Below are 22,079 nucleotides of genomic sequence, written 5' to 3'. Positions count from 1 at the left end.
AAAAGCGTTTATGAGCGGTTTCTCGAACGACCCCGACATTTTTCGGCTCTAATGCCTGAGGCGTCTTGAAGGCGTATTCAGTCGCCGCGGCGCTGCTGTTCGAAGGAACGGCAACTGCCGCAGCGTAAGACCGATTGACGAATTTTCGATGTCGATATCCGGGTAGGGTCGCGATGAAACACAAAGTTGAGTGAAATCTCGACACAAACGAACAGGCTGGGTTCAGATGGCGGTATCGGTATGGTATCTTAAACGAGGCGTGGCGGAGTGGCTTATCGCGAGCGGCTGTCCTGCGGGGCCCGCTCCGGGCTTTGGAGCTCGCGCAGGTTCGAATCCTGTCGCCTTACTGCTTTCGTTGCAGTAGCGAAGCCACCGGCGTCTCGCCGGTGGCCTTACTCTACAACTCGATCGGCTTGGCAATCCTGAGGACGTCATCAACCTCGACATTGGTGCAAGCTTTCTCCCTCTATGTTCTCTGTATTGGCTCATCGACTTCGGTAAGCACTGATCATCGCCGAGAACAAACCATCCGGGGAAAAGTGATTATCGATTGGATGATCAGCCAGCGGCCCTGGGCTAGATTGCGTCGTTGGTGATCGGCGACGTGCCAAAGCCGGATAATACAATATCACCAAGGGCTCCTGCGCCATTTCTCCTTTGTCAGGCCGCCGAATTAACGGCGTTACAACCTCGCTCCTACAAGCGACGCGAGGACCGCCTGCTCAGTTTCACCGAAACGAAAGGAAACATTTATGAAGGCCAGATTTCTCTTGGCTCTTGGTATCGCCGCGCTGATGAGCGGAACGGCCCTAGCCGATACCATTCCCGGAGCAAACGAACCGATCGTCAGAGGTAACCCCGTGCAGAAAAGCTATGGCGTCTATATCGATCAGATGATCGCCGACTTCATCGAGAAGAACCAGTTGCCGGGCTTGACGTTGGCGATCGTTCAAGCCCCCTATATCCCGCGCTCGAGCGGTTACGGCAAGACGAGCATCGACCGGGATGAACTCGCGTCCACGAAGACGATGTGGAATATCGGGCCGATCACCCAGGCTTTCACCGCGGTGGCGGTTATGCAGCTCAAAGAGCAGGGTAAGCTCAAATTGGACGACATGATCTCGAAGTACGTCGATAACCTCCCTTCGAGCTGGAAGGCTATCACGGTTCTTGAATTGCTTCAGCACAGCTCGGGTATTCCAGATTACCGGGAGAAACTCGACGAAAGCAAACAGTACTCGCCCAAGGACCTGGTTGCCCTGGTCGGCAATAAGCCGCTGCACTTCGAAAGCGGCACGAAGGTCGAACAGAGCGCTACAAACTATACACTGCTCGCCATGGTAATCGAGCGCGCCAGTGGCATGTCCTATCATGATTTCATCTGGAAGTATCAGATCGACGCCTCCGGACTGCCGAGCACGATGTTTGCGGGAGACATGAAATCGAGAGCCCGGACCGACAGGCCGAACTCGATGCCCGCGCACGACAACCAGCACTCGCATTTCAAGGCGGACGTCGATTTCATCAATCCAGTCGAGCCCGCAACGGGCTACCGCGAAGTCGAGGGTCACTTGGTGCCCGTCCCGGTCGAGATGTCGGAAAACCTGTTTGGCTTCGGCAACATCTGGTCCTCTGCCGAGGATATCAGCAAATGGGACATTGCGCTGGCAGGCTCCGTGCTGATCAAAGACGCCGCCGACAGGGAAGTCATCTACACCCCCACCAAACTCGCGAACGGTACAGTCGTGCCCGCGATGGCTGGTTGGGAGTTCACGAGGCATCCGGGCTTCATGGAAGTGAAGGGGAAATCCCCGGGCTTCAGTGCATATCTGAGCCGGTTTACCGCTTCCTACGAACTTGTATGCGTGACGCTGCTCACCGACAAGGAAGGTGTTGACCTCACCACTCTCGCCCGCAACATTGCGGCGGCGTATCGAGCCGATCTTGGTCCTGCGGTGAACCCTCAGAACATCGTTGCGCAGGAGAGCAAGTTCGGCCCGGCGGAGACAGTTGCACGGATCAAGGACGATCTGGCGGCAAAGAAGGTTCCTTTGTTCGCGACGTTCGACCATGCGGAGAACGCGACATCCGTCGGGGACAAGCTACGTCCGACGACGGTCCTTGTATTCGGCAATCCCAAGATCGGCACCAAGCTGATGCAGGAGGACCAGTCGATCGGGATTGATCTGCCGCTTCGCGTTCTTGTCTGGGAAGATGAGTACGGGCGGACCTGGGTTGGTTATCCGAATGTCGCCACACTGGTCGACGGTTACCGAATCAAAGATCAGGCAACGGTCGCAACAATGACGAAGTTCCTCGAGGGCGTGGTCGGCCGAGCCGCCAACGTCTACAGCTACTGAGTGGAGAGATCGCAATGTTTGGTCTCGAAAAACCCACCACCCGTCGGTTGGCGCTAGGCGCGCTAGGCGCTTCCGCAGTAGCCGTCGCGTCGATCGGAACGTCTCCGCTGTCCGCAAAGGAGAAGAATCCCCCGCCGGTTGCCTCCGACGGGGGCCGGAAGCTCCAAAACCTCTCGGAGCGACTGGCCAATGTACCCCGCCGCCGCGATTTCACCTCCGTCCCTTTCATGGCTGATCGCAAAGATCTGTGGGATCATGAGGCATCCGTCGAGCTCCTTGCTTACGACGGCGGGCCGCGGCAGATGTGGGAGGCATCAGACATCTCCGCTGCCTGGCTGAACCTCATGAGAGAGTCGGTGAACGGGCAGGTGTTCGCTCACGGAAACAAGGACTTTCTTGCCGTCGCGGCCGTGCACGGATCCGCTCATCACACTCTGTTCAATCAGAGCATGTGGGACAAATACGATCTGGCTGAGATCGCGGGTGCCAAAAGCAGGCGAAACGATTTCATTGTCGAAAAGGCAGGCGCGACGGCCATGGACGATCACCAGGATGTTGACGGCTTCTACGGCCCTGCCAACAACAATATCCTATCGCTCCAGAAGCGTGGGGCTGTATTCGTGGCGTGCCACGATTCCATCCACGCGATTGCTCGTGGGATTGCTTCTCGGGAAAGCAATTCGCGGTTGCCGGCGGATGCGGTGGCAGCCGATCTGACGAATAACCTAATCCACGGCGTAATTCTCGTGCCCAGTGTCGTCGCATATCTCGCTGAGTTGCAGGACGCTCGGTTTACCTACGCCAAGGGTGCCTGAACGGACCCGTCGGTGTGGGGCAATGTGCCCCACACCGACGGGTCAGTGTTTTCTCACCGACATGCTGCAAATGCCCAGAATCATTCACTTTTCTGAGGTGGTCACTCGCGAGTGAGCTCGCTTGGGCTCGATCGCAGTCAACGACCCATCAGAGGATGGCCCAGCCACATAGAGGCTCCCGGATAAAGCAATAGAGGAGGAAGGTCTCCAAGCGAGGCGTCTCGGCTTACTTGATCCCAGACGACGTCGCGATGGAAAAGATGGAGATCGTTTCGCCAAAGTCCTGGGCGGTACCCACCAATTCCGTCGTCGTCCCCGCCAATGCAGGGTCTTACCGTACGGCCAACCGACGCTGCCCGATGTCGATTTCGTAATCCTTGAACCGCCGGAGCGAAGTACTCCATAGTTAGTCGGATCAGTCAGTCGGGCCTAAGGGTTTCTGGCGAGAGAGATGCGACCTGGCTGCGGCAATTATCGTAGCAGAATCCACGTCCGCGGCTTCCACACCGTATCTGATCCACCTGACGACACCGTGGCCGTCTATCAAATAAGTTGCCGCTAGGTTTGGCGCTGCTCGATTGAGGTTGAAGCCGTAGAGGCGTGAAACAAGACCCCTTGGCTCCCAGTCCGACAATACGGGGAAATCCGTCAAGGTAACTTTGCAATGGTCCGCGACCACCGCTTGCTGGGCACAAATTATGCCGACCAGCGCCACACCAAGCACGCCGAGTGTCGGTGCGAGCGCGTTGAGGCATGCGCTTTGTTCGAACCATGAAGCGCCCGTTCCGGAATAGAAGTGTATGACCGAAGGTCTTCCGATCAACTCCGCGAGGCCAAGGTATCCCCGGTCACAGCGAGGGAGTACGAACGCGGGAGCATATTCTCCCACAGGTACTCTGGTCTCGGGGGCACATATCGGCGGCGACTGCCATTGGTCTCCAAGACCCAGAGCAGCAACATTTTCGTACCGGGCAATGGCGGCCGGATTCGTTTTAGTCACGCTCCCCGTCACGCTTCTCGGAGCGCCGAGGACCCCATGGTCAGGACTATCCGGAACCGCGGCTTGCCGTGCATCATCTTGTCATAGGCGTCGATTGCCCGCTCGAGCGGAAACTCTTCGATCATGGCGGATATCCCGAAAAGAGAGCTGAAACGCAACGTCGTGTCCCCGGTAGCTGGGTCCCCAGTCAACGCTCCGGCCACCGACCTCTCCTTGAAAAAGAGCTCGCCCGATGCAAGCTCGATCGGTTCGGCGGTCGCGCCGAGAACGATCGTTTTGCCTCGTGGCTTGAGGCCCTTAATCGTATCAGAAACGCCTTTGCCGCCCGAGGCGGTGGCGAGCACGAGATCAGCACCTCCAAGCCTTTGCAGCGCTTCATCGACGTGATCGGCTGTACTGTCAATGTAGTGGTGAGCTCCGAGCTTCTTCGCGAGTTCTCCCACAGCCAACCCTCGGCCGATCGCTGCGACCTCGTATCCCATGCTGCGGGCATACTGCACTGCGAGATGACCGAGCCCGCCGATCCCGACGATGGCGACGAGATCTCCGGCTTTCGCGTCAGAGTTCCTGAGGGCGCTGAATGTAGTCAAGCCGGCGCATAGGAGCGGAGCGGCTTCAACGTCGGTGAGGTCGTCGGGGATGGACATCAGACCCGACGCTTTGGCGATCATAGATTCCGCGTAGCCGCCGTCGTGATGAACTCCTGTGAATTCCTGGTTTGTGCAGTTTACGAGATGGCCGGAACGGCACTGTGTGCAATGTCCGCAGCTACCCGCGAGGAAGCCCACGCCGACGCGCTGGCCGACACTCCATCCCTCGACACCTTCCCCGAGCAGGTCGATTTTTCCGACTACTTCGTGGCCAGGGACACGGGGCCAGACGATCGTGAAAGCGCCTTCGATGGTGGCGGCGTCCGAATGGCAGACCCCGCAAGCTTCGATCTTGATGCGGACATAGCCTGGCCCCGGAGCTTGAAGCGGCTTCCTGGCGAGTTCGAGCTTGCCGGGCGCAACGGCCTGGACCGCGAGGTAGGATTCTTGAGTTTCGGGCATAGCTTGTTCCCGGGTATGGTTGCGATGTGCTGCCGGCCTTTGTCGCAGCTCACCTGCGTCGGTTCTTGTAAGATCGAGTATTGGCCACAGTGGAATGCACTAAAATGTATCGGTCAGACGGCACATGTCCGCCGTCAGCGGGACGTCGACGCCTACCTGGCTGGGGAAGGCCGCCCGTACATCCTGCCGGATAGCAGCAGCCAGAGCGTCATGATGACCAGCCCAAGGACAAAGACATTGGCGAGAGCAAAGGCGACCGGTGCGATTAGCGAGATCGCCGCGGTATCACCGTGACCGAGAAGCCTGATTGGGGCCGTCGCGATGGAGGTCGCACCGAAGCTAAAGGCCCAGAAGCCCATGACGGCTCCGGCTTCTCGTAGCCATCGCGAAAGACGCAGAAGGACCACCAGTTGGAGAACACCGTAGCCGATTAGCGCGTGGGCAAAGACGTCGGGCGCGCCGCCGCTGACCGCTATGTAAGCGACCGCGCCGACGGGCGCGGGAGCAAGCTGCACGCCGAGCGTCGGACGAAGCGCAGGAAGCATCATAGGTCCGGTCAGCAGGCGGTGAAGCAGGACGGACTCGATCGCGAGCCACGAGAAAATACCAGCGCCGAAGGCCAACTGACCCCAGTCCTGATATCCGAGGGAGGAAGCGATGGTGGCGGTGACGAAGCTTCCGGCGACTGTCGGCAGATACAAGACAGCCGTCGTTGTCGCCTGATCGCGCTCGCCATGCCAGAGGCCGCCTGTGCGCCAAACCGCAAAGATGCTCGTGAACGCAAAACCGACGATGAACAGCGCGACGGCAGCTGCGTAAGAATAGGGCTCGACCGCCCCTGCGACTAGCATCGTCGCCACTCCGATTAGGCCGACGAAGCAGCATTGCACGGGGTGGTCAACCTCGGCAGCGAGCTTGTCCCGGGCCAACGAAGCCTTCACCAGGAACAGCAGGACTAGGATCGCCCAAACGGCCACGGCGAGCGCGAGAATATACTCCGATGCACCGACCCCGACATGCCAGGTCTGTTCGGCTGCGCGCCAGGCATTTCCAAGCCCTGCAAGGCCGAGTACCATACCGAAATAGGCCGCCGGGGTTCTGCCGGCGATATCCGCGAGCCAGCCTGTTTGGAGCTCATGCTGTTTGGGTTGGTACCCTGTCGAGTCGATTGTCATGATAAACCTGCGTCGAGCGTTTGAGTGAGGCGGCCGACGCGCTGTTCGCGGCGGCAGGGCATAGAACGCCCGTTTGTCAGCGGACGCTTTGGTCCAGCTTGTGGAATTCGTCGTCAGAGAGCTGGATGCGGGCGGCAGCCACATTCTGCTCGAGGTGGGTTACCTTCGAGGTTCCGGGAATGGGCAGCATGACCGGGCTGCGCTTGAGCATCCACGCCAGGGCGATCTGTCCCGGTGTCGCGGCATGGTGTTTTGCGAGGGAATCGAGAACGCCTCCCTGCCGGGCGAGATCGCCCGCGGCCAGCGGAAACCAGGGAATGAAGCCGATCCCATTCTGTTCGCAGTAGTCGAGGACGTCCTCGCTTTCTCTGTCGAGGAGATTGTAGCGGTTCTGCACGGTTGCAACCTTGAAATATCGGGAAGCGATTTCGATCTCGGAGATCGACACCTCGCTGAGGCCCGCGTTGGCGATCACGCCCTCGTCGAGGAGTTGCCGAATCGCCGCGAACTGATCCTGCATGGGGACACGCGGATCGATCCGGTGAAGTTGCCAAAGGCCGATTCGCTCTACGCCGAGCTTCTTGAGGCTGCCTTTGGCCCGTTCGATCAGGTATTCCGGTCGGCCGTGAGGTACCCACTGATCGGGGCCCGGTCGACGAAGTCCCGCTTTGGTGGCGACTAGGATATCTTTCCGGCCTACCAGAGCTTTTCCGATCAGTTCTTCGGCGACGTCCGGGCCATAGGAATCGGCGGTGTCGATGAAGTTAACACCGAGCTCCGGAGCGCGGCGCAGAGTAGTCAGCGCCTGCTCGATATCCGCCGGGGGTCCCCAGACACCGCGGCCGGTGAGCCGCATGGAACCGAACCCAAGCCTGTTGATTGTGTAGTCGCCAATTTTGAAGGTGCCTGAGAAGCTCTCGATCGTGTTGGTAGCGTCCATTTCCAAACTCCCTGTTTTCGGCGGCATGCCTCGACTGTCACGTTTCGGTCGACTCTCGGCTATTGCCAGTTCGTCGTGTGGGAGCAGCCTACGACGAGGCTGATGTTGATTATTGTATCATCGCGCACGGCACGCTTTTCCTGCTTCCAGTCTCACCTGCGCGTGCTCAGAGCTCACATGACCAGCTCCTGTCGACGCAGTTGGCAAGGCATAGACGGGGCGGATTATTTCGGCGGAGTCCTGGGGCTCCTTCCCGCCGGGGAGTTTGTGCACCAAAGTGACTGGATATTACAATCCACGAACCATTCGCCGCTCCATTGTGGCGCTCGTGTCCCCCGAGAAAGAGGTCCGCATCACGGACCTGTATCAGCGGGTACCAATTCCAGAAATCAACCACTTGGCCCGCGCGACCGCGAGGAAGGGTGATCGTTGCCGGCCAGTAAAGGCCAAAGGAAAATTCCATGACTGACAAAATCGTCCCGCTCGCATATCGAGATCCGGAAAACCCGGCTCTTCCGAAGACCGACGTCGAGATCGACACCCCGAGGACTGCCCTGGTCATTACCGATCCCCAAATCGACTTCCTCAGCCCCAAGGGTGCTGGATGGGGCGCTTTCGGCGAAAGCATCACCGAGCACAACACCGTGGAAAACATCGGCAAGCTCTTCGAGGCGGCGAAGAAGGCCGGAATCGAGGTGGTCATCTCGCCCCACTACTACTACCCGTTCGACCATCGGTGGGATTTTGCCGCTACGGGCGAGACACTCATGCACAAGCTCCGGATGTTTGACCGCCGCGACCCACTTTCCCTTGATGGCTTCGAGAATTCCGGCGCAGACTGGATGCCCGAGTACAAGCAGTACATCGAAGACGGCAAGACCGTCGTCTGCTCGCCCCACAAGATCGCGGGCCCGCAGACCAACGACGTCGTCTTCCAGCTGCGGAAGAAGCGCATCGACAAGGTTATTCTGGCAGGGATGGCCGCCAATTTCTGCGTTGAGTCCCACTTGCGGGACTTCGTCGAAAAGGGCTTTGAGGTTGCCGTCGTACGCGACGCCACGGCCGGAAGTAAGCTGCCGGAGGGTGACGCGTATCTCGCCGCCTTGGTGAATTTCCGTTGGTTCGCAAACGCGTTGTGGACGACCGAAGAAGCCGCCGATCGACTTGCGCAGGCGTCGAAGGTCTAAAATGTAGCGCTCGTCAGTTGAGTGGTCCTCCGACTGACAGCTGCGCGCCTGGTAAGCCGGACCTTGAGACCCGTATGGCGGCCGACTCGCGGCGGCCGCCCGTCGAAAGCGCTGCAGCGACAGATGGCCAGGCATGCCGCGAGAGCGGACCGGTCCTTCGAGTTGCCACCGGCGACGAATAGCGGCCGCCGACCATAGCTATCGACTGGGATGTTGCCGTGGCCATCACGGTGGCGACATCGCGGCTTCCCCTTGTCGATAAGGGGCACGACCTTTATGGCCGCGGCCCGATCGACAAGCGACGCGCCACGCCGCGAGAAGTGCGCGACCGCAGTGCCGTTCACTCCGCCGCGTTGTCGACAGCGAAGCCCAGAGCGCGGGCGACACCCGCGCCATACTCGCAATCGGCCTTCGTGCAGTTGACGATGTGACGCTCCTGGACCTTCACCGAGGTACCTGCCATTGCGCGCGCAGTGTTTTCGAACAACGTGCGCTTCTGGTCAGTCGACATTGCCCGGAAGAGATTGCCCGGCTGCTCATAATGGTCTTCCTCGACCCTGTGATCCCAGTGATCGGCGGCACCTTCAAGTGCGAGCGGTGGCTCACGGAAATCCGGTTGCTCCGTCCACTGGCCTACGGAGTTCGGCACGTATGACGTCGCTGCGCCGTGGTTGCCGTCGACCCGCATCGCACCGTCACGATGGTAAGAGTGGAACGGACATTTCGGGGCATTCACGGGGATCTGGTGATGGTTCACGCCCAGGCGGTAACGAGCGGCGTCACCGTAGGAGAACAGCCGCGCCTGCAGCATCTTGTCCGGCGAGAAGCCGATGCCGGGGACAATATTCGCTGGGCTGAAGGATGACTGCTCGACTTCTGCGAAGAAGTTTTCAGGATTTCGGTTCAGTTCGAAATGGCCGACCTCGTGCAACGGGTATTCCGCGTGCGGCCAGACTTTGGTCAGATCGAAGGGATTATGCCGATGTGTCGTGGCGGCGCTTTCAGTCATAATCTGGATATACATCTTCCATCGAGGGAATTCGCCGCGCTCGATGCTTTCGAAGAGATCTCGCTGGTGGCTTTCGCGGTCGGTCCCGATAAGCTCTCTGGCTTCTTCGTCCGACAGGTTCTCGATGGATTGCTGCGTCTTGAATGTGAACTTCACCCATGTCCGCTCGTTTTCGGCGTTGATAAAGCTGTAGGTATGCGATCCGAAACCGTGCATGTGACGGTAGCTTTTTGGAATGCCGCGCTCGGACATAACGATCGTGACCTGATGCAGCGCCTCGGGAAGGAGCGTCCAGAAGTCCCAGTTGTTCTCAGCGCTGCGCATCCCGGTGCGCGGGTCGCGTTTGACCGCGTGATTGAGGTCCGGGAAACGGAGGGGATCGCGAAAGAAGAAGACGGGAGTGTTGTTGCCGACAAGGTCCCAGTTGCCCTGCTCGGTATAGAACTTGATGGCGAACCCGCGGATGTCACGTTCGGCGTCCGCAGCACCGCGCTCCCCGGCCACGGTCGAGAAGCGAACAAATACGGGTGTTTGCTTTCCCACCGAGGCAAACACCGAAGCCTTTGTGACTTTGGAAATGTCGTTGGTGACGGTGAACGTACCAAACGCGCCCGCGCCCTTGGCGTGCATGCGACGCTCGGGAATGACCTCCCTGGCAAAGTGGGCAAGCTTTTCGATCAGCCACACATCCTGAAGCAACGCCGGACCTCTTGGCCCCGCCGTCTCAATGTTGAAGTTATCGGCGACAGGTGTGCCTGCTGCTGTCGTTAGTTTTCGATCGCTCATCAGAGTTCTCCATCTTGTTGGTGCAGATTCCTCAAACGGTCGCCGTCCCGCGCGTTTTTTTGAACGCGCGGTTCCCGACCATGCGCAAACTGCTCTCGCCTTGTTGCATCGTTATTGACCCCGTTTCTTGTATAAGTCGGCATCGCAGCGATGGAGGCTCTCTCCTTGAAACGATCCCAGACGGGGGTCGGATTCTGCAATGGCGCAAAGATGAACGTGCGATCCCGCCAGGGTTGCATGAATGCGTTAGTTGTAATTTCCACTCGGTTTTCGAACAACAAGACATGGGCGCGGTGGACGGCTAACGACAAATCCAGAGCCCACCAACCAAAATTGCACGCCTATGGCCAAATCCGAATGCGGGGCGATCTTGAGGCCAACAGGCATAGTAGAGACGCCGAGGTGACAGGTTTGCGCCTGACGCTTTCGACAGCCGCTGTTTTTCCCTCGATTAGCAGAATGCCGCTCATCGAATTTACCGGGGTTGATAAACCACGATATGCCGGGCAGACGACCGCGTCCTGTAAGATGCCACCTGGGAGCGACTGGATCCGATCAGAGCACCTTTTTTTAAGTTCCCGCTGTTGCTGCCGGATCGTCCAAGAAAACCATTCGACACGGACGCAAGTTCTCGGATCGAAGTTCACAGATGTTATCTGTCCGGAATGTGGGCTTCCTTGTCAGATCCATGGTGCCGGACCGGAGAAGAGAGCGATGATTAACAATTTGCACTCGCGACGAAATTTCTTGAAGGGCACGGTTTTGGCGACGGGTGGATTGGTGCTTTCGGTCCAGCTGCCGCGCCTCGGGAGAGCCGCAATCGCCGCCGGTCAGGAGAACCAGAAGTCGTTCTTCCCGAATGCATTCATCAAAATCGACAATGACGGCATCACTCTGATCATGGCTCATCACGAGGTCGGTCAGGGCATCTTCACGTCCAGCGCCATGCTGATGGCAGAAGAACTCGAGGTTGGACTTGATCAGGTCAAGCTCCAACCCGCCCCCCCAGACCTCTCGAAATATCTCGATCCGCTTCTCTTCGACCAGTCGACAGGTGGTTCGACGTCGACGAGAGCCGACTGGATGCGCCTGAGGCAAGCTGGGGCGACCGCGCGGACGATGCTGGTTCAGGCCGCCGCTTCCGAATGGTCGGTGCCCGCCTTCGAATGTCGTGTCAAGCGAGGCGTCGTCCATCACGATACCACCGGACGATCCATGACATACCTCGAGGTCGCGCCCAAAGCTGCGTTATTACCAGTTCCTGAAAACGTTGTGCTGAAGGAGCCTTCGGAATTTAGGGTCATCGGCACCCGCGCCAAGCGCCTAGATACCCCGCACAAGGTGAACGGCAGCGCTATCTACGGGATAGATATCATCATTCCCAACATGAAATTTGCGACCCTGGCCATTAGCCCAGTGGTCGGAGGACGCATCTTGAAGATGAATGAAAATGCGGCTCGATCCGTGAAAGGAGTCCGCGATATCGTCAAGCTGCCGGATGCCGTGGCCGTAATCGGCGATCATATGTGGGCCGCTAAGGCGGGCGTCGATGCACTTGCCATCGAGTGGGAGGCTGGACCCAATGGATCGATGAGCCTCAATTCGATCGTCGAGAAGCTGGCACAGGCATCGCAGCAACAGGGGGTGATCATCCGCAACGACAAGGATGCCGCCTCGGTGGTCTCGAATGCGGCGGTGAAGCTTTCAGCTGTCTATGAGTCGCCCTTTCTCTCCCATTCGCCGCTGGAACCGCTCAATTGCACGCTTCACATTCAGGACCACAAGGCAGAGATGTGGGTCGGCACGCAAGTTCCAGTTCGGGCACAGAAGGCCGTCGCCGAAGCAACCGGGCTACCGCAAGAGAGTGTAGTTGTGAACAACCAGCTGATCGGCGGGGCGTTCGGACGTCGCCTTGACGTGGACTCGATCGAACTCGCCGCCCGGCTTCTCAAGGACATTCGGTATCCGGTAAAGCTCGTCTGGACCCGAGAACAGGATATGACGCACGATTACTACCGCCCCTATTATTATGACAGGGTCGCGGCGGGACTGGATAAAGATGGCCGGCTCATCGGGCGGACGCACCGTGTGACGGGATCCTCGATCTTTGCACGCTATGCGCCTGCGGCTTTCATCAAGGGCGTCGATCCTGATGCCATCGAGTGCGCCTCGGAGACGCCCTACGACGAGGACGCGGTTTTCGTGGATTATGTCCGCAATGAACCCGACGGCGTCAATACGAGCTGGTGGCGTGGAGTTGGCCCGTCGCACAATCTTTTCGTAGTTGAAAGCTTTGTGGATGAAATGGCCGCGGCGACAAAGCAGGATCCCGTCGAATTCAGACGCAGGATGCTGACCAAAAACCCGCGCGCGCTGGCGGTCCTGAACGAGGCGGCGGCCAAGGCAGGCTGGGGCGAAAAGCTTCCAGCCGGAAGAGGCCGGGGGGTCTCCCTTCAGGTGGCGTTCGGAAGCTATCTCGCACACGTCCTCGACATCGAGATTACGAAAGAAGAAGTGAAGCTTCTTCGATCGGTCATCGCGGTCGATTGTGGTATGACGATCAACCCCGATACCGTAGAAGCCCAGATGCAGGGAGGTGTGATTTTCGGGCTGAGCAGCGCCATGTACAATCAGGTCACCTTCACCGACGGGGCCGTCGACCAGACCAATTTCGATATGTACCGCGCGCTCCGCATCAACGAGATCCCCAAGATCGAAATCTATCACATCAAGAGCCAGGAGACACCCGGCGGCGTTGGTGAGGCCGCAACGGCTGCTGCCGCAGGTGCGCTCGCGAACGCCATCTTTGCGGCATCCGGAAAACGCATCCGTTCGCTGCCACTCGCGGAGGCGGCTCTGAGCTAGCAACAGGAGCTGAGAGACGGCGTTGGCTCAACTGTGATGGCGCGACGTCTCTGGGCTCAAACGAAAACCGACCGCTATCAGTCACATAAATTGGTACCTACAGCTGGCTAGAAGCGAGTGGTACCGTCTCGGCGCAAGATCACATGGTCGACACACAGCGGCGCTCGCAGGTCGTAGGGTAGAGTCTCTTTCGGTCCGCAGTTCGGCTGGAAATCGCCGACGACCATCGTGGAAGGTGGGAAGCCCCATACTTCCATCGGCAAAATCGACCGGCGTAAATTCCACGCCGGATACCGTCGTCTAACCTCTCACCTCAATTGAGATCATCCAATGAAACTTTACACGCATCCCGGGGCAAGCTCGCTCTCCGTCCACATCCTTTTGCGCGAGACGCGTCTACCTTTCGACCTCGAGGTGATCAATGTCACTGCCAAAGTTCGCGCGGATGGCTCCGACTACTGGACGGTCGCCCAGCGGGGAATGGTACCGCTTCTGGAACTAGACAACGGCGAGATGCTGACCGAGAACCTCGTGATCGCTCAGTACCTCTGTGATCTTGCTGGGCGTCGTGACCTCATGCCGGAACCGGGCACCATGCCGCGCTACCGTGTCATGGAGTGGCAGAGCTACGTGGCGGCGGAACTGCACAAGAGCTTCGTCCCGATGTTCTGGCCGATCGACGACGAAATGCGGACGCTCGTCTTGCAGCGTATCCGTAGCCGCCTCGGGTTCCTTAACGAGAGCCTCAAAGGCCCGTTCCTGACCGGGGAAATCTTCACGGCCGCCGATGCGTATCTCTTTGTGATTGGGAGCTGGACGAGGCACTTCGGTATCGCGACCGATGAGTATCCACGAGTGAGGAATTTGCTCAAACTTGTATCTGAAAGGCAGTCGGTACGAGATGCACTGAATGCAGAGGGGCGCGGGCTCGTAGTTATCGACGATCCCGATCCGATGCCGTGATACGCGAATGGCGAAAAGCTCGGCGGCGATGTTCGACATCGCCGCCGAGCTTTCAAGGGTTGTTTGTGCTCAAACCCCTTGGCGTTTGAAGCGCCGGTCGAGAAGCAGCGCGATCATTTCAGCTGCACCTGCTGCCACTCCGATGAGCCAGATGTCGCCGGCACCAACGATGGCCGCTCCGATAGCGCTTCCGATAGAGAAACCCAAATACATCGTCGAGGTATTCAATGAGAGAGATACCGATGCCTGGGACGGCGACGAGGCCTGGATGAGACGCGCCATTTGCGCCGGGAAGAAGGACCAGACGCTGAAACCCCACACGGCGATCGCAACGAGGGTTGGAACTAACGCAGCTGTTGGCGTCAGGCCCGTCACTGCAGCAAGGGCAAGGAAGGACAGCGCCAGAAGGATCAGTGAAGCTGTAGCAACCTTTCGCGAGCCGAACCGATCGTTGAGCGCTCCGCCTGTGGTTACTCCCACGGCAGCGGCGATTCCCCACATTGAAACGGTTGCAGCGATGCCGGTCACTCCGAAGCCAAGCTCGGATTTCAGATAGGGCGCAATGTAGGGGTACGCAGTGTAAGCCCCCAGGGACCAGAACAGGGTCACGGCGAGCAGCTCAAGTATAGCCGCCTGGCGGACGACACTGACCCTTTCGGAAAGGCTGGCCACGGTCATACCGTCTCCTACCTGACGGCGTATGCCCGCCATGATGCCGATGATCGCAATGAGGCCCATAAACGCGACAGCCAGGAACGTGGCACGCCAACCAAACGCATGGCCAACCAGCGCGCCGAGCGGCAGACCAAGTGCAATCGCGATGGTCATCCCGCCGCTGACAATCGCCAGGGCACGGCCGCGTCTATGCGGACCAGCGATGGCACCCGCGAGCGCATTGGCACTTGGAACGTAAAGACCCGATGCCACCGCCATCAGGACGCGCGCTACGAGTAGAGTGCTGAAGGTAGAAGAGAACGCAGCGGCAAGATTGCCAGCAGTGAACAACGTCATTGCCAAGATCAGTGTGTCCCGGCGATTCATGCGTCCGGTGGCGACGGTCGTGATCGGCGAGCTGATGGCCAGGACGAGCGTGAACACAACGACCAGCATGGCCGTCGTCGAAATACTCATCCCCAGATCGTCGGCGATGGTTGGTAGAAGAGGCGCGATCATGAAGCCTTCGGTGCCGATGGCAAAGGTACCGAGAGCGAGGAAATAAGCTGGGACCAGGGAGGGTGCCGACGTTTCCGCGTTTTGCGTGACGTCGTCAATCGACAACCTGTTGTCTTTGGATTTCAGTCGATTTGACATGACGGATTCCCTGCGGAATTTGCCTCCCGGCCGTAGACCGGAAGGCAATGCCGCGATTTTGAAGGCTTAGACTGGGATCGGGTTCGCCGCCAAGGATTCATTGAATCCATGGACGAAGGCATGCTCGTTGTTCCCCGGGTTGTCACGAAGGGCTGCAATTTCCTCGACGTAAACTTCCGGGGCGTCCGTCTCGAGACCCTTCATCGTCTTTTCGATGAAAACATCCAGCGGCATCGCGCGCGGATCGCCGCTCTTTTTGACCAGGTCCGTATCGACCCATGGCGGAGCGATTTCCTGGACCCCTACATTGGTGTCGCGAAGCATGAACCGCTGCGAAAGCGAGTATGAATGAAGGGCTGCCTTTGTCGCTGAATAGACCGCGTTCGAAGCGAGCGGCACGAATGCGAGCACCGATGTGTTATTGATGATCGTCGCCTCGGGCTGCGCCTTCAAGTGCTCGACGAGCGCGGAGGTCATACGGATCGGGCCAAGCAGGTTCGTGTCAATGATGCGACGTGATACTTCGTCGTCAACCAGGCCGGAAGCATCGTCGAACGGCATGATGCCCGCGTTGTTGACCAAGACGTTCAGCTTGGGATACTCGGCGATCAGCTTCTTGGCGACGCGATGGATGTCGTTGATGTCGTTGATGTCGAGCTCGACGCCATCGATCCCTGGGTTTGCCGCGGAGACTTCGTCGAGCAAGGCCTTGCGGCGGCCTGCGATGATGACCTTGTTTCCAAGCTTGTGGAAGGCTTCCGCCAGCCCGCGGCCGATGCCGGAAGTTCCGCCCGTAATGAAGATCGTGTTACCTGTCGTTTTCATGGATCGCTCCTATTCGTTGAGGCGCGCGTATTTCTAGGCGCATCGCCTCGGTTTCGATTGGAGGATCATGTCCCAAAATGCGATCGTCTCAAATGTCAAGGAAACGGCATTTTAGGACATTATTTGGCCGTCAGCTCTCCACATTCTCCAGCCCAGCGCCTCCAATCATTTTAAGAGTGCGACGAACGGCTTGAGGCGGCTGACCGAATGAGCGAAGAAACGCGCGGCGCATACGATCCCGATCAGCGAAACCTGTGTCGCGTGCCACGATTTCAACGGGATGGCTTCCGTCCTCGAGCATTGCCTTTGCTGCCTCGAGCCGGAGTCGCTCAACGGCTTTTGCCGGAGAATGTCCCGTTTCGTCACGGAACAGCCGACTGAACTGGCGAGGGCTCAGATTGGCGGAATCCGCGAGCTCTTCGACGCTCAACGGATTTCGAAGATGCTCCTTGGCATAGATGAGTGCTTTTCGGATGCGGTCGGAGCGTGGCTCGAGCTCGAGGAGAGCTGAGAACTGGGACTGCCCGCCTGGCCTCCTGTGATAGACGACAAGTTTGCGCGCAATCGTCTTCGAAAGCGCCGCCCCGTAGTCATCCTCGATGAGCGCCAAAGTCAGGTCAATGGCGGCACTCATTCCGGCTGATGTCCAGATGTTCTCGTCGTGAACGAAGATTCGATCTTCGTCGACATGAACTTGTGGGAACTTCCGCTGCAGATTGCGTGCGTGTGCCCAATGGGTCGTGGCGAGCCGGCCATCGAGCAGGCCCGCTTCCGCCAGGAGGAAGGCTCCTGTGCAAACCCCCGCGACACGCCTGCTTTCCGTGGCGGCGTTGACGATATATTGCCGTAGTGCCGGTGAAGGCGCACGCGGAACCAGCTCGCCGACGACCATCAATGTATCGGGATACTCTTCCAGCTTCTTGGTCTGGATGCCGATGCTCAAGGACGACCTGACCGTTCCGCCCTTTTCAGACATCACCGTCAACTTATAGGCCTCTTCACCCAGTTCCTGGTTTGCGAATTCGAACGCTGACAGCGCCGCCAGTCCCATGACCTGGAAACCATCCTCGAGAATGAAACCCACGCTGCGCATAGTCCTGATTACTCCTGCTGTTTTCAGTGCGGCGCTGAATGCGGCACTGCCGACGTTACTCCCTATCGGAGACGCCGGCAGACCTTGTCTATATGGATTGGCAATATTGCGATTGCCACCGGATGGCTGCCGGCTGGAGACGGCTTCGATCGGAGAGGGTTACTCAGCCGCCTGCTTTGTCTCCGGCACCCACTCGTCCTCGACGTGCTTCCTCGGCATATATCGTGACCGCAGCAGCACGTAAAACACCGGAGTCAGGAACAGGCCGAATAGCGTGACTCCGATCATGCCGCTGAACACGGCGGTGCCAAGCGAGCGCCGCATTTCGGCTCCCGGCCCCTCGGCGATCGCGAGTGGCAAAACGCCGAAGATAAATGCGAGTGCCGTCATGAGGATTGGGCGCAGACGTAGATGGCAGGCTTCGATAGCTGCTTCCACTGCAGTCTTTCCCGCGTCCTGTGCCTGGCGCGCGAATTCCACGATCAGAATGGCGTTCTTCGCCGCTAGGCCGATCAGAACCACGAAGCCGATCTGCGTGAGAATGTTGTTGTCCATTCCCCTCAGATAGACCCCGAAGAGCGCACCCAACACCGCCAGCGGAACGATGAGGATGATTGCCGCCGGCAGGATCCAGCTCTCGTACTGTGCGGACAGTGCGAGAAACACGAAGACTACTGACAGCGCGAAGATGTAGACAGCGCTGCCCCCAGCGTGGGTTTCCTGGTAAGACAGTTCGGTCCACTCGTACGTCGTACCCGGTGGTAGCGTCTTTGCGGCAAGCTGCTGCATTTTTGCGATCGCCTCGCCGGTGGAGACGCCCGGAGCAGCGTTGCCCTGGAGAGGGACTGAGACATACATGTTGTAGCGCTGGACGAGCGTTGGTCCGCTTGTCTCCCTGATGTCCGCAAGCGTTCCCAACGGAACAAGGGCTCCGGCCGCGGATTTGACCTTGAGATCGAGCATGTCGTCACGTTCGAGGCGGAACTGTTTATCGGCCTGGGCGCGGACCTGATAGACTCTTCCGAATGCGTTGAAATCGTTGACGTAAGCGACACCCAGATTGCTGGATAGGGCGTCGAAGATATTGGGGATCGGAACGTTCAGATACTGGGCTTTGTCTCTGTCGATATCTAGAAAATACTCCGGGCTCGATTCCGAGAAGGTAGTGAAGACCCCGGTGAGGCCCGGCGTCTGGTTCGCTTTGACCATCATCTGCCGAGCCAGGCCGAGGATGCGGGTCATGTTCGAGCTGTCCTGATCCATAATTTGCATCTTGAAGCCGCCCGAATTGCCGATGCCCTGAACCGGTGGAGGGGGGATGGCAATAATGAAGGCCTCATCGACGCTCTGCAGGTTTTTATAAAGCGCCCGGATGATCTTTTCGGACGTGTCCCCGGTAGCCAGCCGCTCTTCGAACGGCTTGAACGGCGTGAAAATCACGCCGGCGTTTGACGCGTTAGTGAAGGTTGCACCGCTGAAACCTGCGAATTGCACCGCATTGGCGACACCAGGTGTGTCCTTAGCGATATTTCCGGCCTTCTTGATCACCGCATCGGTGCGGTCGAGGGATGCGCCTTCCGGAAGCTGGACGACCACGATCGCATAACCCTGGTCCATGATCGGAATAAAGCCGCTCGGCACCTTAGTGTTGAGGAACCAGGTTGCTCCGAGGAGGGCGACAAAGACGGCAACTGCGCAGCTTAGACCGGTTTTCGAGCTGACGATGCTTCGGACGATTGCGGAGTAGCCGGAGCTGAGTTTGTTGAAGCAGTGATTGAATATCTCGGAACACCATTTCCCCAGTCTCGCCGGAAGGTTCGTCTTCGTCTCCGAGTGACCGTGAGCGCGCAGGACGATCGCGGCAATGGCCGGAGACAGGGTCAGCGAGTTCAGCGCCGAAATCGCGGTCGCGATTGAAATCGTCACCGCGAATTGTCTGTAGAACTGACCGGAGATTCCCGGGATAAAAGCTGTCGGCACGAATACGGCGATAAGAACGAGCGAGATAGCGATGACCGCCGTGCCCACTTCATCCATTGTCACGTGCGCTGCCCGACGGGGCGACATACCGTTCGCGAGATTGCGCTCGACGTTCTCCACCACGACGATCGCGTCGTCCACTACGATACCGATTGCGAGCACCAGACCGAAGAGAGTGAGCATGTTCAGGGACATGCCGAATGCCGCAAGGAAGGCGAAAGTACCGACAAGCGAAACCGGGATCGCGACGATCGGCACGATCGCGGTCCTCCACGACTGCAGGAATATGAGAACGACGATGGCGACGAGCACGATCGCTTCGCCGATCGTCCTGTAGACCTCGTTGATCGAATCCGACACGAAAGCCGTGGTGTCGTAGATGATCCGATACTCCAGACCGGGCGGAAACTGGCCGGAGAGGTCTTTCATGATCGATTTGATCTGCGCAGCTGTCTGCAGTGCGTTCGTACCGGGCCGCGCGAAAATGCCCATGCCGACCGCGGGCTGGTTGTTCACGTAGGAGTTCGTTACGTAGTCCCGCGCGCCGAGCTCGACCCTGGCAACGTCTTCGAGTTTGACGAGCCTGCCGTCAGGCCTTGACTTCACGATGACGTAGCGGAACTGCCGGGCATCCTGGAATCGACCGTCCGTGCGCACGGTATATTGGAACGGGTTCTCCCTTGCTGTGGGTGGAGCTCCGATGGAGCCGCCGGAAACCTGGACGTTCTGATCGCGCAGAGCGTTCACGACATCGGTTGCTGTCATTCCATATGAAGACAGCTTCTCCGGGTCGAGCCAGATCCGCATGGAATATTGCCGTTCGCCGAAGATCTGGATATCGCCCACGCCCTGCAGGCGGACGAGCACATCCCTGACGCGGTTTCGCGCGTAATTGGACGTATAGAGCTGGTCGTAGCGACCATTCGGCGAGAGCAGATGCACGACCATGAGGAGGTCGGGTGAGCTTTTCGTGGTGGTGACGCCGAGGCGCTGCACTTCCTGGGGCAGTCGAGGAAGGGCGACGGCTACGCGGTTCTGCACAAGGACCTGCGCCTTGTCGAGGTCGGTTCCCAGGGCGAACGTGATCGTAAGCGTCATTGCTCCGTCCGCACTCGAATAGGACGACATATAAAGCATGTCCTCGACGCCGTTCACTTCTTGCTCGATCGGCGTCGAAACGGTGTCGGCGATCGTCTGCGAGTCGGCCCCGGGGTAGGAGGTCCTGACGACGATGGTGGGAGGTGCGATCTCTGGATACTGGGAGACGGGAAGTTCGAAGTAGGCGATCGTTCCGACGATCATCAGGACAAGCGATATCACGCAGGCGAAAATCGGACGGGAAATGAAGAAGTGAGCGAATCTCATTGGCCGACCTCCGTTGCCCGAGCGGCTTCCGGTGCGGAGCCGACTGGGTCCTTGTTTTCCGGGGGCAGCGTTGTTTCCTTGGGATCGACCTTCATGCCGGGGTGCACACGCACCACGCCTCTCACAACGATGGACTCGCTTCCGTCAAGGCCGCTGCGGACAACACGGTAACCGAATATTCGCGGGCCGGGCCGGATGGCCTTCGTACTGACCGTATTGTCTTTCCCGACAACAAAAACGACCCGCTCATCCTGGTCCGAGCTGATAGCCTCGTCAGGGATGAGAATAGCCTCATAGGAATTCGATCCCTCAAGCTCGACCCTGCCGAATAGCCCCGGCTGCAACGCGAAATCCGGATTTGCGAACCGCGCGCGAGCGCGAAGCGTGCCTGTCTGGGGGTCGACGCGGTTTTCTGCGAAATCCAGGGTTCCTTGGAATTTGGTGCGGTTGCGATCACCGAGGGTGACGGAGACCTTGAGTCCGCCGCCGCTCTGCAGGGCTTCGCCGTTTTTGCGTGCCGTTTCGGCGTAGTTCAGCAGCCTGCGCTCATCGATGTCGAAATAGAAGTCGATCGGATCCAGCATGACGATGGAAGTCAGTAGCGTCTCGTCGGCTTGCACGAGATTGCCCACCGAGATCTGATGGCGATCGATCCGGCCACCGAGGGGTGCTGTGATCCGGCTGTATGTTAGATCAAGGTTCGCGCGGTCGAATGCCGCCTGCGAACCCTGCACACTCGCTAGAGCCGAGTCCAGCGCACGCCGGCGGTCGTCCAGAGTAGATATCGTCTGGCTTCCGGACTTCACCAGCGAATTGACGCGATCGAACTCAGCTTGCGCATAGGTAAGGCCTGCATTGGCAACGGCGAGGTTTGCGCGCGCTTGATTAAGCGCAGTCAAGAAAGGACGCTGGTCTATCTCGAAGAGCTGATCTCCCTCCTTGACGAGTTGACCGTCCTTGAAGTTGATCGCCTGCAAGTATCCGCCTACGCGCGCCCGGATTTGGACTTCTTCGGCCGCCTGAAAACGGCCGATGAATTCATCGCGGTCTACGACATCGCGCAGCACTGGCTTGGCCACGACGACCGTCGGCGCAGTACCTGTTTCCTGAGCAACTCCGACCGAAGTCAAAGCGACGCTACAGGCGAGGAGCCAAAGTGAAAATGGAATAGAGCGGTACTTCATCAAAGCCCCCTGTGGTGTTGCGGAAAAGCGCGTCACAGGCCAACGCCGATGCTGCACGCTCGAAAGGAGTGCCGGAGGCGAGCAAAAAACGATTGTAAGATCGGTCCTCCCCGAGGGAACCCGATCGTCCAATATCGACGTCGGAATGATCGCTAGGAAACCTTTGATA

The 22,079-nt window shown here is 58.7% G+C and carries 15 protein-coding genes and 1 tRNA gene; 6 read left to right on the top strand and 10 right to left on the bottom strand.

The window, feature by feature from the left end; genetic code table 11:
• Positions 1-253: 253 nt before the first annotated feature.
• From ACYJRZ_RS19330 to tetH, 3 genes are all read left to right on the top strand, one after another.
• Positions 254-347 (top strand) — tRNA-OTHER (locus ACYJRZ_RS19330).
• Between the two features lie 405 nt (positions 348-752).
• Positions 753-2,360, top strand: coding sequence for a serine hydrolase (locus tag ACYJRZ_RS19325; protein WP_210252953.1), 1,608 nt, complete (start codon positions 753-755; stop codon positions 2,358-2,360).
• A gap of 14 nt (positions 2,361-2,374) precedes the next feature.
• Positions 2,375-3,175, top strand: a complete 801-nt coding sequence (gene tetH / locus ACYJRZ_RS19320) for a thiosulfate dehydrogenase (RefSeq protein WP_113407242.1) — start codon at positions 2,375-2,377, stop codon at positions 3,173-3,175.
• A gap of 415 nt (positions 3,176-3,590) precedes the next feature.
• On the opposite strand, the gene ACYJRZ_RS19315 is transcribed toward tetH, so the two are convergent.
• The 4 genes from ACYJRZ_RS19315 to ACYJRZ_RS19300 form a co-directional block, all read right to left on the bottom strand.
• Positions 3,591-4,064 (bottom strand): redoxin domain-containing protein, encoded by a 474-nt coding sequence (locus tag ACYJRZ_RS19315; RefSeq protein ID WP_459461682.1) that lies wholly within the window; start codon positions 4,062-4,064, stop codon positions 3,591-3,593.
• Between the two features lie 119 nt (positions 4,065-4,183).
• Positions 4,184-5,227, bottom strand: coding sequence for an alcohol dehydrogenase (locus ACYJRZ_RS19310; RefSeq protein WP_459461613.1), 1,044 nt, complete (start codon positions 5,225-5,227; stop codon positions 4,184-4,186).
• Between the two features lie 152 nt (positions 5,228-5,379).
• Entirely contained in the window at positions 5,380-6,402 is a 1,023-nt protein-coding gene (gene tehA, locus ACYJRZ_RS19305; RefSeq protein WP_113407239.1) for a dicarboxylate transporter/tellurite-resistance protein TehA, read from the bottom strand.
• Between the two features lie 76 nt (positions 6,403-6,478).
• Positions 6,479-7,342, bottom strand: a complete 864-nt coding sequence (locus ACYJRZ_RS19300; RefSeq protein WP_113407238.1) for an aldo/keto reductase — start codon at positions 7,340-7,342, stop codon at positions 6,479-6,481.
• Positions 7,343-7,803: 461 nt separating this feature from the next.
• Here ACYJRZ_RS19300 and ACYJRZ_RS19295 point away from each other — a divergent pair, with 461 nt between their 5' ends.
• Positions 7,804-8,529 carry a cysteine hydrolase family protein gene (locus tag ACYJRZ_RS19295; protein WP_113407237.1) on the top strand — a complete coding sequence of 242 codons (726 nt, stop codon included), beginning with the start codon at positions 7,804-7,806 and terminating at the stop codon, positions 8,527-8,529.
• Positions 8,530-8,869: 340 nt separating this feature from the next.
• Here ACYJRZ_RS19295 and ACYJRZ_RS19290 read toward each other — a convergent pair whose 3' ends face one another.
• Positions 8,870-10,324 (bottom strand): catalase, encoded by a 1,455-nt coding sequence (locus ACYJRZ_RS19290; protein ID WP_113407236.1) that lies wholly within the window; start codon positions 10,322-10,324, stop codon positions 8,870-8,872.
• Between the two features lie 714 nt (positions 10,325-11,038).
• Here ACYJRZ_RS19290 and ACYJRZ_RS19285 point away from each other — a divergent pair.
• Positions 11,039-13,189 carry a xanthine dehydrogenase family protein molybdopterin-binding subunit gene (locus ACYJRZ_RS19285; protein WP_459461680.1) on the top strand — a complete coding sequence of 717 codons (2,151 nt, stop codon included), beginning with the start codon at positions 11,039-11,041 and terminating at the stop codon, positions 13,187-13,189.
• Between the two features lie 330 nt (positions 13,190-13,519).
• Positions 13,520-14,152 carry a glutathione S-transferase N-terminal domain-containing protein gene (locus ACYJRZ_RS19280; protein ID WP_095436660.1) on the top strand — a complete coding sequence of 211 codons (633 nt, stop codon included), beginning with the start codon at positions 13,520-13,522 and terminating at the stop codon, positions 14,150-14,152.
• Positions 14,153-14,221: 69 nt separating this feature from the next.
• Here ACYJRZ_RS19280 and ACYJRZ_RS19275 read toward each other — a convergent pair whose 3' ends face one another.
• The 5 genes from ACYJRZ_RS19275 to ACYJRZ_RS19255 all read right to left on the bottom strand — a co-directional run bounded on the left by ACYJRZ_RS19275 (position 14,222) and on the right by ACYJRZ_RS19255 (position 21,910).
• Positions 14,222-15,463, bottom strand: coding sequence for an MFS transporter (locus tag ACYJRZ_RS19275; protein ID WP_233788797.1), 1,242 nt, complete (start codon positions 15,461-15,463; stop codon positions 14,222-14,224).
• A 66-nt stretch (positions 15,464-15,529) separates the two neighbouring features.
• Positions 15,530-16,288: an SDR family oxidoreductase gene (locus tag ACYJRZ_RS19270; protein ID WP_095436659.1), complete on the bottom strand. Its 759-nt coding sequence runs from the start codon at positions 16,286-16,288 to the stop codon at positions 15,530-15,532.
• A gap of 130 nt (positions 16,289-16,418) precedes the next feature.
• Positions 16,419-17,381, bottom strand: coding sequence for a GlxA family transcriptional regulator (locus tag ACYJRZ_RS19265; protein WP_095436658.1), 963 nt, complete (start codon positions 17,379-17,381; stop codon positions 16,419-16,421).
• 159 nt (positions 17,382-17,540) lie between these two features.
• Positions 17,541-20,726 (bottom strand): efflux RND transporter permease subunit, encoded by a 3,186-nt coding sequence (locus ACYJRZ_RS19260; protein WP_113407232.1) that lies wholly within the window; start codon positions 20,724-20,726, stop codon positions 17,541-17,543.
• Positions 20,723-21,910: an efflux RND transporter periplasmic adaptor subunit gene (locus ACYJRZ_RS19255; protein WP_371864954.1), complete on the bottom strand. Its 1,188-nt coding sequence runs from the start codon at positions 21,908-21,910 to the stop codon at positions 20,723-20,725. The genes ACYJRZ_RS19260 and ACYJRZ_RS19255 overlap by 4 nt, the downstream gene beginning before the upstream one ends.
• Positions 21,911-22,079: the final 169 nt, after the last annotated feature.

Source organism: Rhizobium sp. No.120, from assembly GCF_054558365.1.
This window is presented reverse-complemented; position numbering and strand designations above follow the sequence as displayed.

Excerpts from the sequence above, each read along its gene's own strand:
- ACYJRZ_RS19255 (WP_371864954.1), bottom strand. The coding sequence starts at position 21,910 with ATGAAGTACCGCTCTATTCCATTTTCACTTTGGCTCCTCGCCTGTAGC.
- ACYJRZ_RS19260 (WP_113407232.1), bottom strand. The coding sequence starts at position 20,726 with ATGAGATTCGCTCACTTCTTCATTTCCCGTCCGATTTTCGCCTGCGTG.
- ACYJRZ_RS19290 (WP_113407236.1), bottom strand. The coding sequence starts at position 10,324 with ATGAGCGATCGAAAACTAACGACAGCAGCAGGCACACCTGTCGCCGAT.
- ACYJRZ_RS19300 (WP_113407238.1), bottom strand. The coding sequence starts at position 7,342 with ATGGACGCTACCAACACGATCGAGAGCTTCTCAGGCACCTTCAAAATT.
- ACYJRZ_RS19275 (WP_233788797.1), bottom strand. The coding sequence starts at position 15,463 with ATGTCAAATCGACTGAAATCCAAAGACAACAGGTTGTCGATTGACGAC.
- tetH (WP_113407242.1), top strand. The coding sequence starts at position 2,375 with ATGTTTGGTCTCGAAAAACCCACCACCCGTCGGTTGGCGCTAGGCGCG.
- ACYJRZ_RS19270 (WP_095436659.1), bottom strand. The coding sequence starts at position 16,288 with ATGAAAACGACAGGTAACACGATCTTCATTACGGGCGGAACTTCCGGC.
- ACYJRZ_RS19280 (WP_095436660.1), top strand. The coding sequence starts at position 13,520 with ATGAAACTTTACACGCATCCCGGGGCAAGCTCGCTCTCCGTCCACATC.
- ACYJRZ_RS19285 (WP_459461680.1), top strand. The coding sequence starts at position 11,039 with ATGATTAACAATTTGCACTCGCGACGAAATTTCTTGAAGGGCACGGTT.
- ACYJRZ_RS19325 (WP_210252953.1), top strand. The coding sequence starts at position 753 with ATGAAGGCCAGATTTCTCTTGGCTCTTGGTATCGCCGCGCTGATGAGC.
- ACYJRZ_RS19310 (WP_459461613.1), bottom strand. The coding sequence starts at position 5,227 with ATGCCCGAAACTCAAGAATCCTACCTCGCGGTCCAGGCCGTTGCGCCC.
- tehA (WP_113407239.1), bottom strand. The coding sequence starts at position 6,402 with ATGACAATCGACTCGACAGGGTACCAACCCAAACAGCATGAGCTCCAA.
- ACYJRZ_RS19295 (WP_113407237.1), top strand. The coding sequence starts at position 7,804 with ATGACTGACAAAATCGTCCCGCTCGCATATCGAGATCCGGAAAACCCG.
- ACYJRZ_RS19265 (WP_095436658.1), bottom strand. The coding sequence starts at position 17,381 with ATGCGCAGCGTGGGTTTCATTCTCGAGGATGGTTTCCAGGTCATGGGA.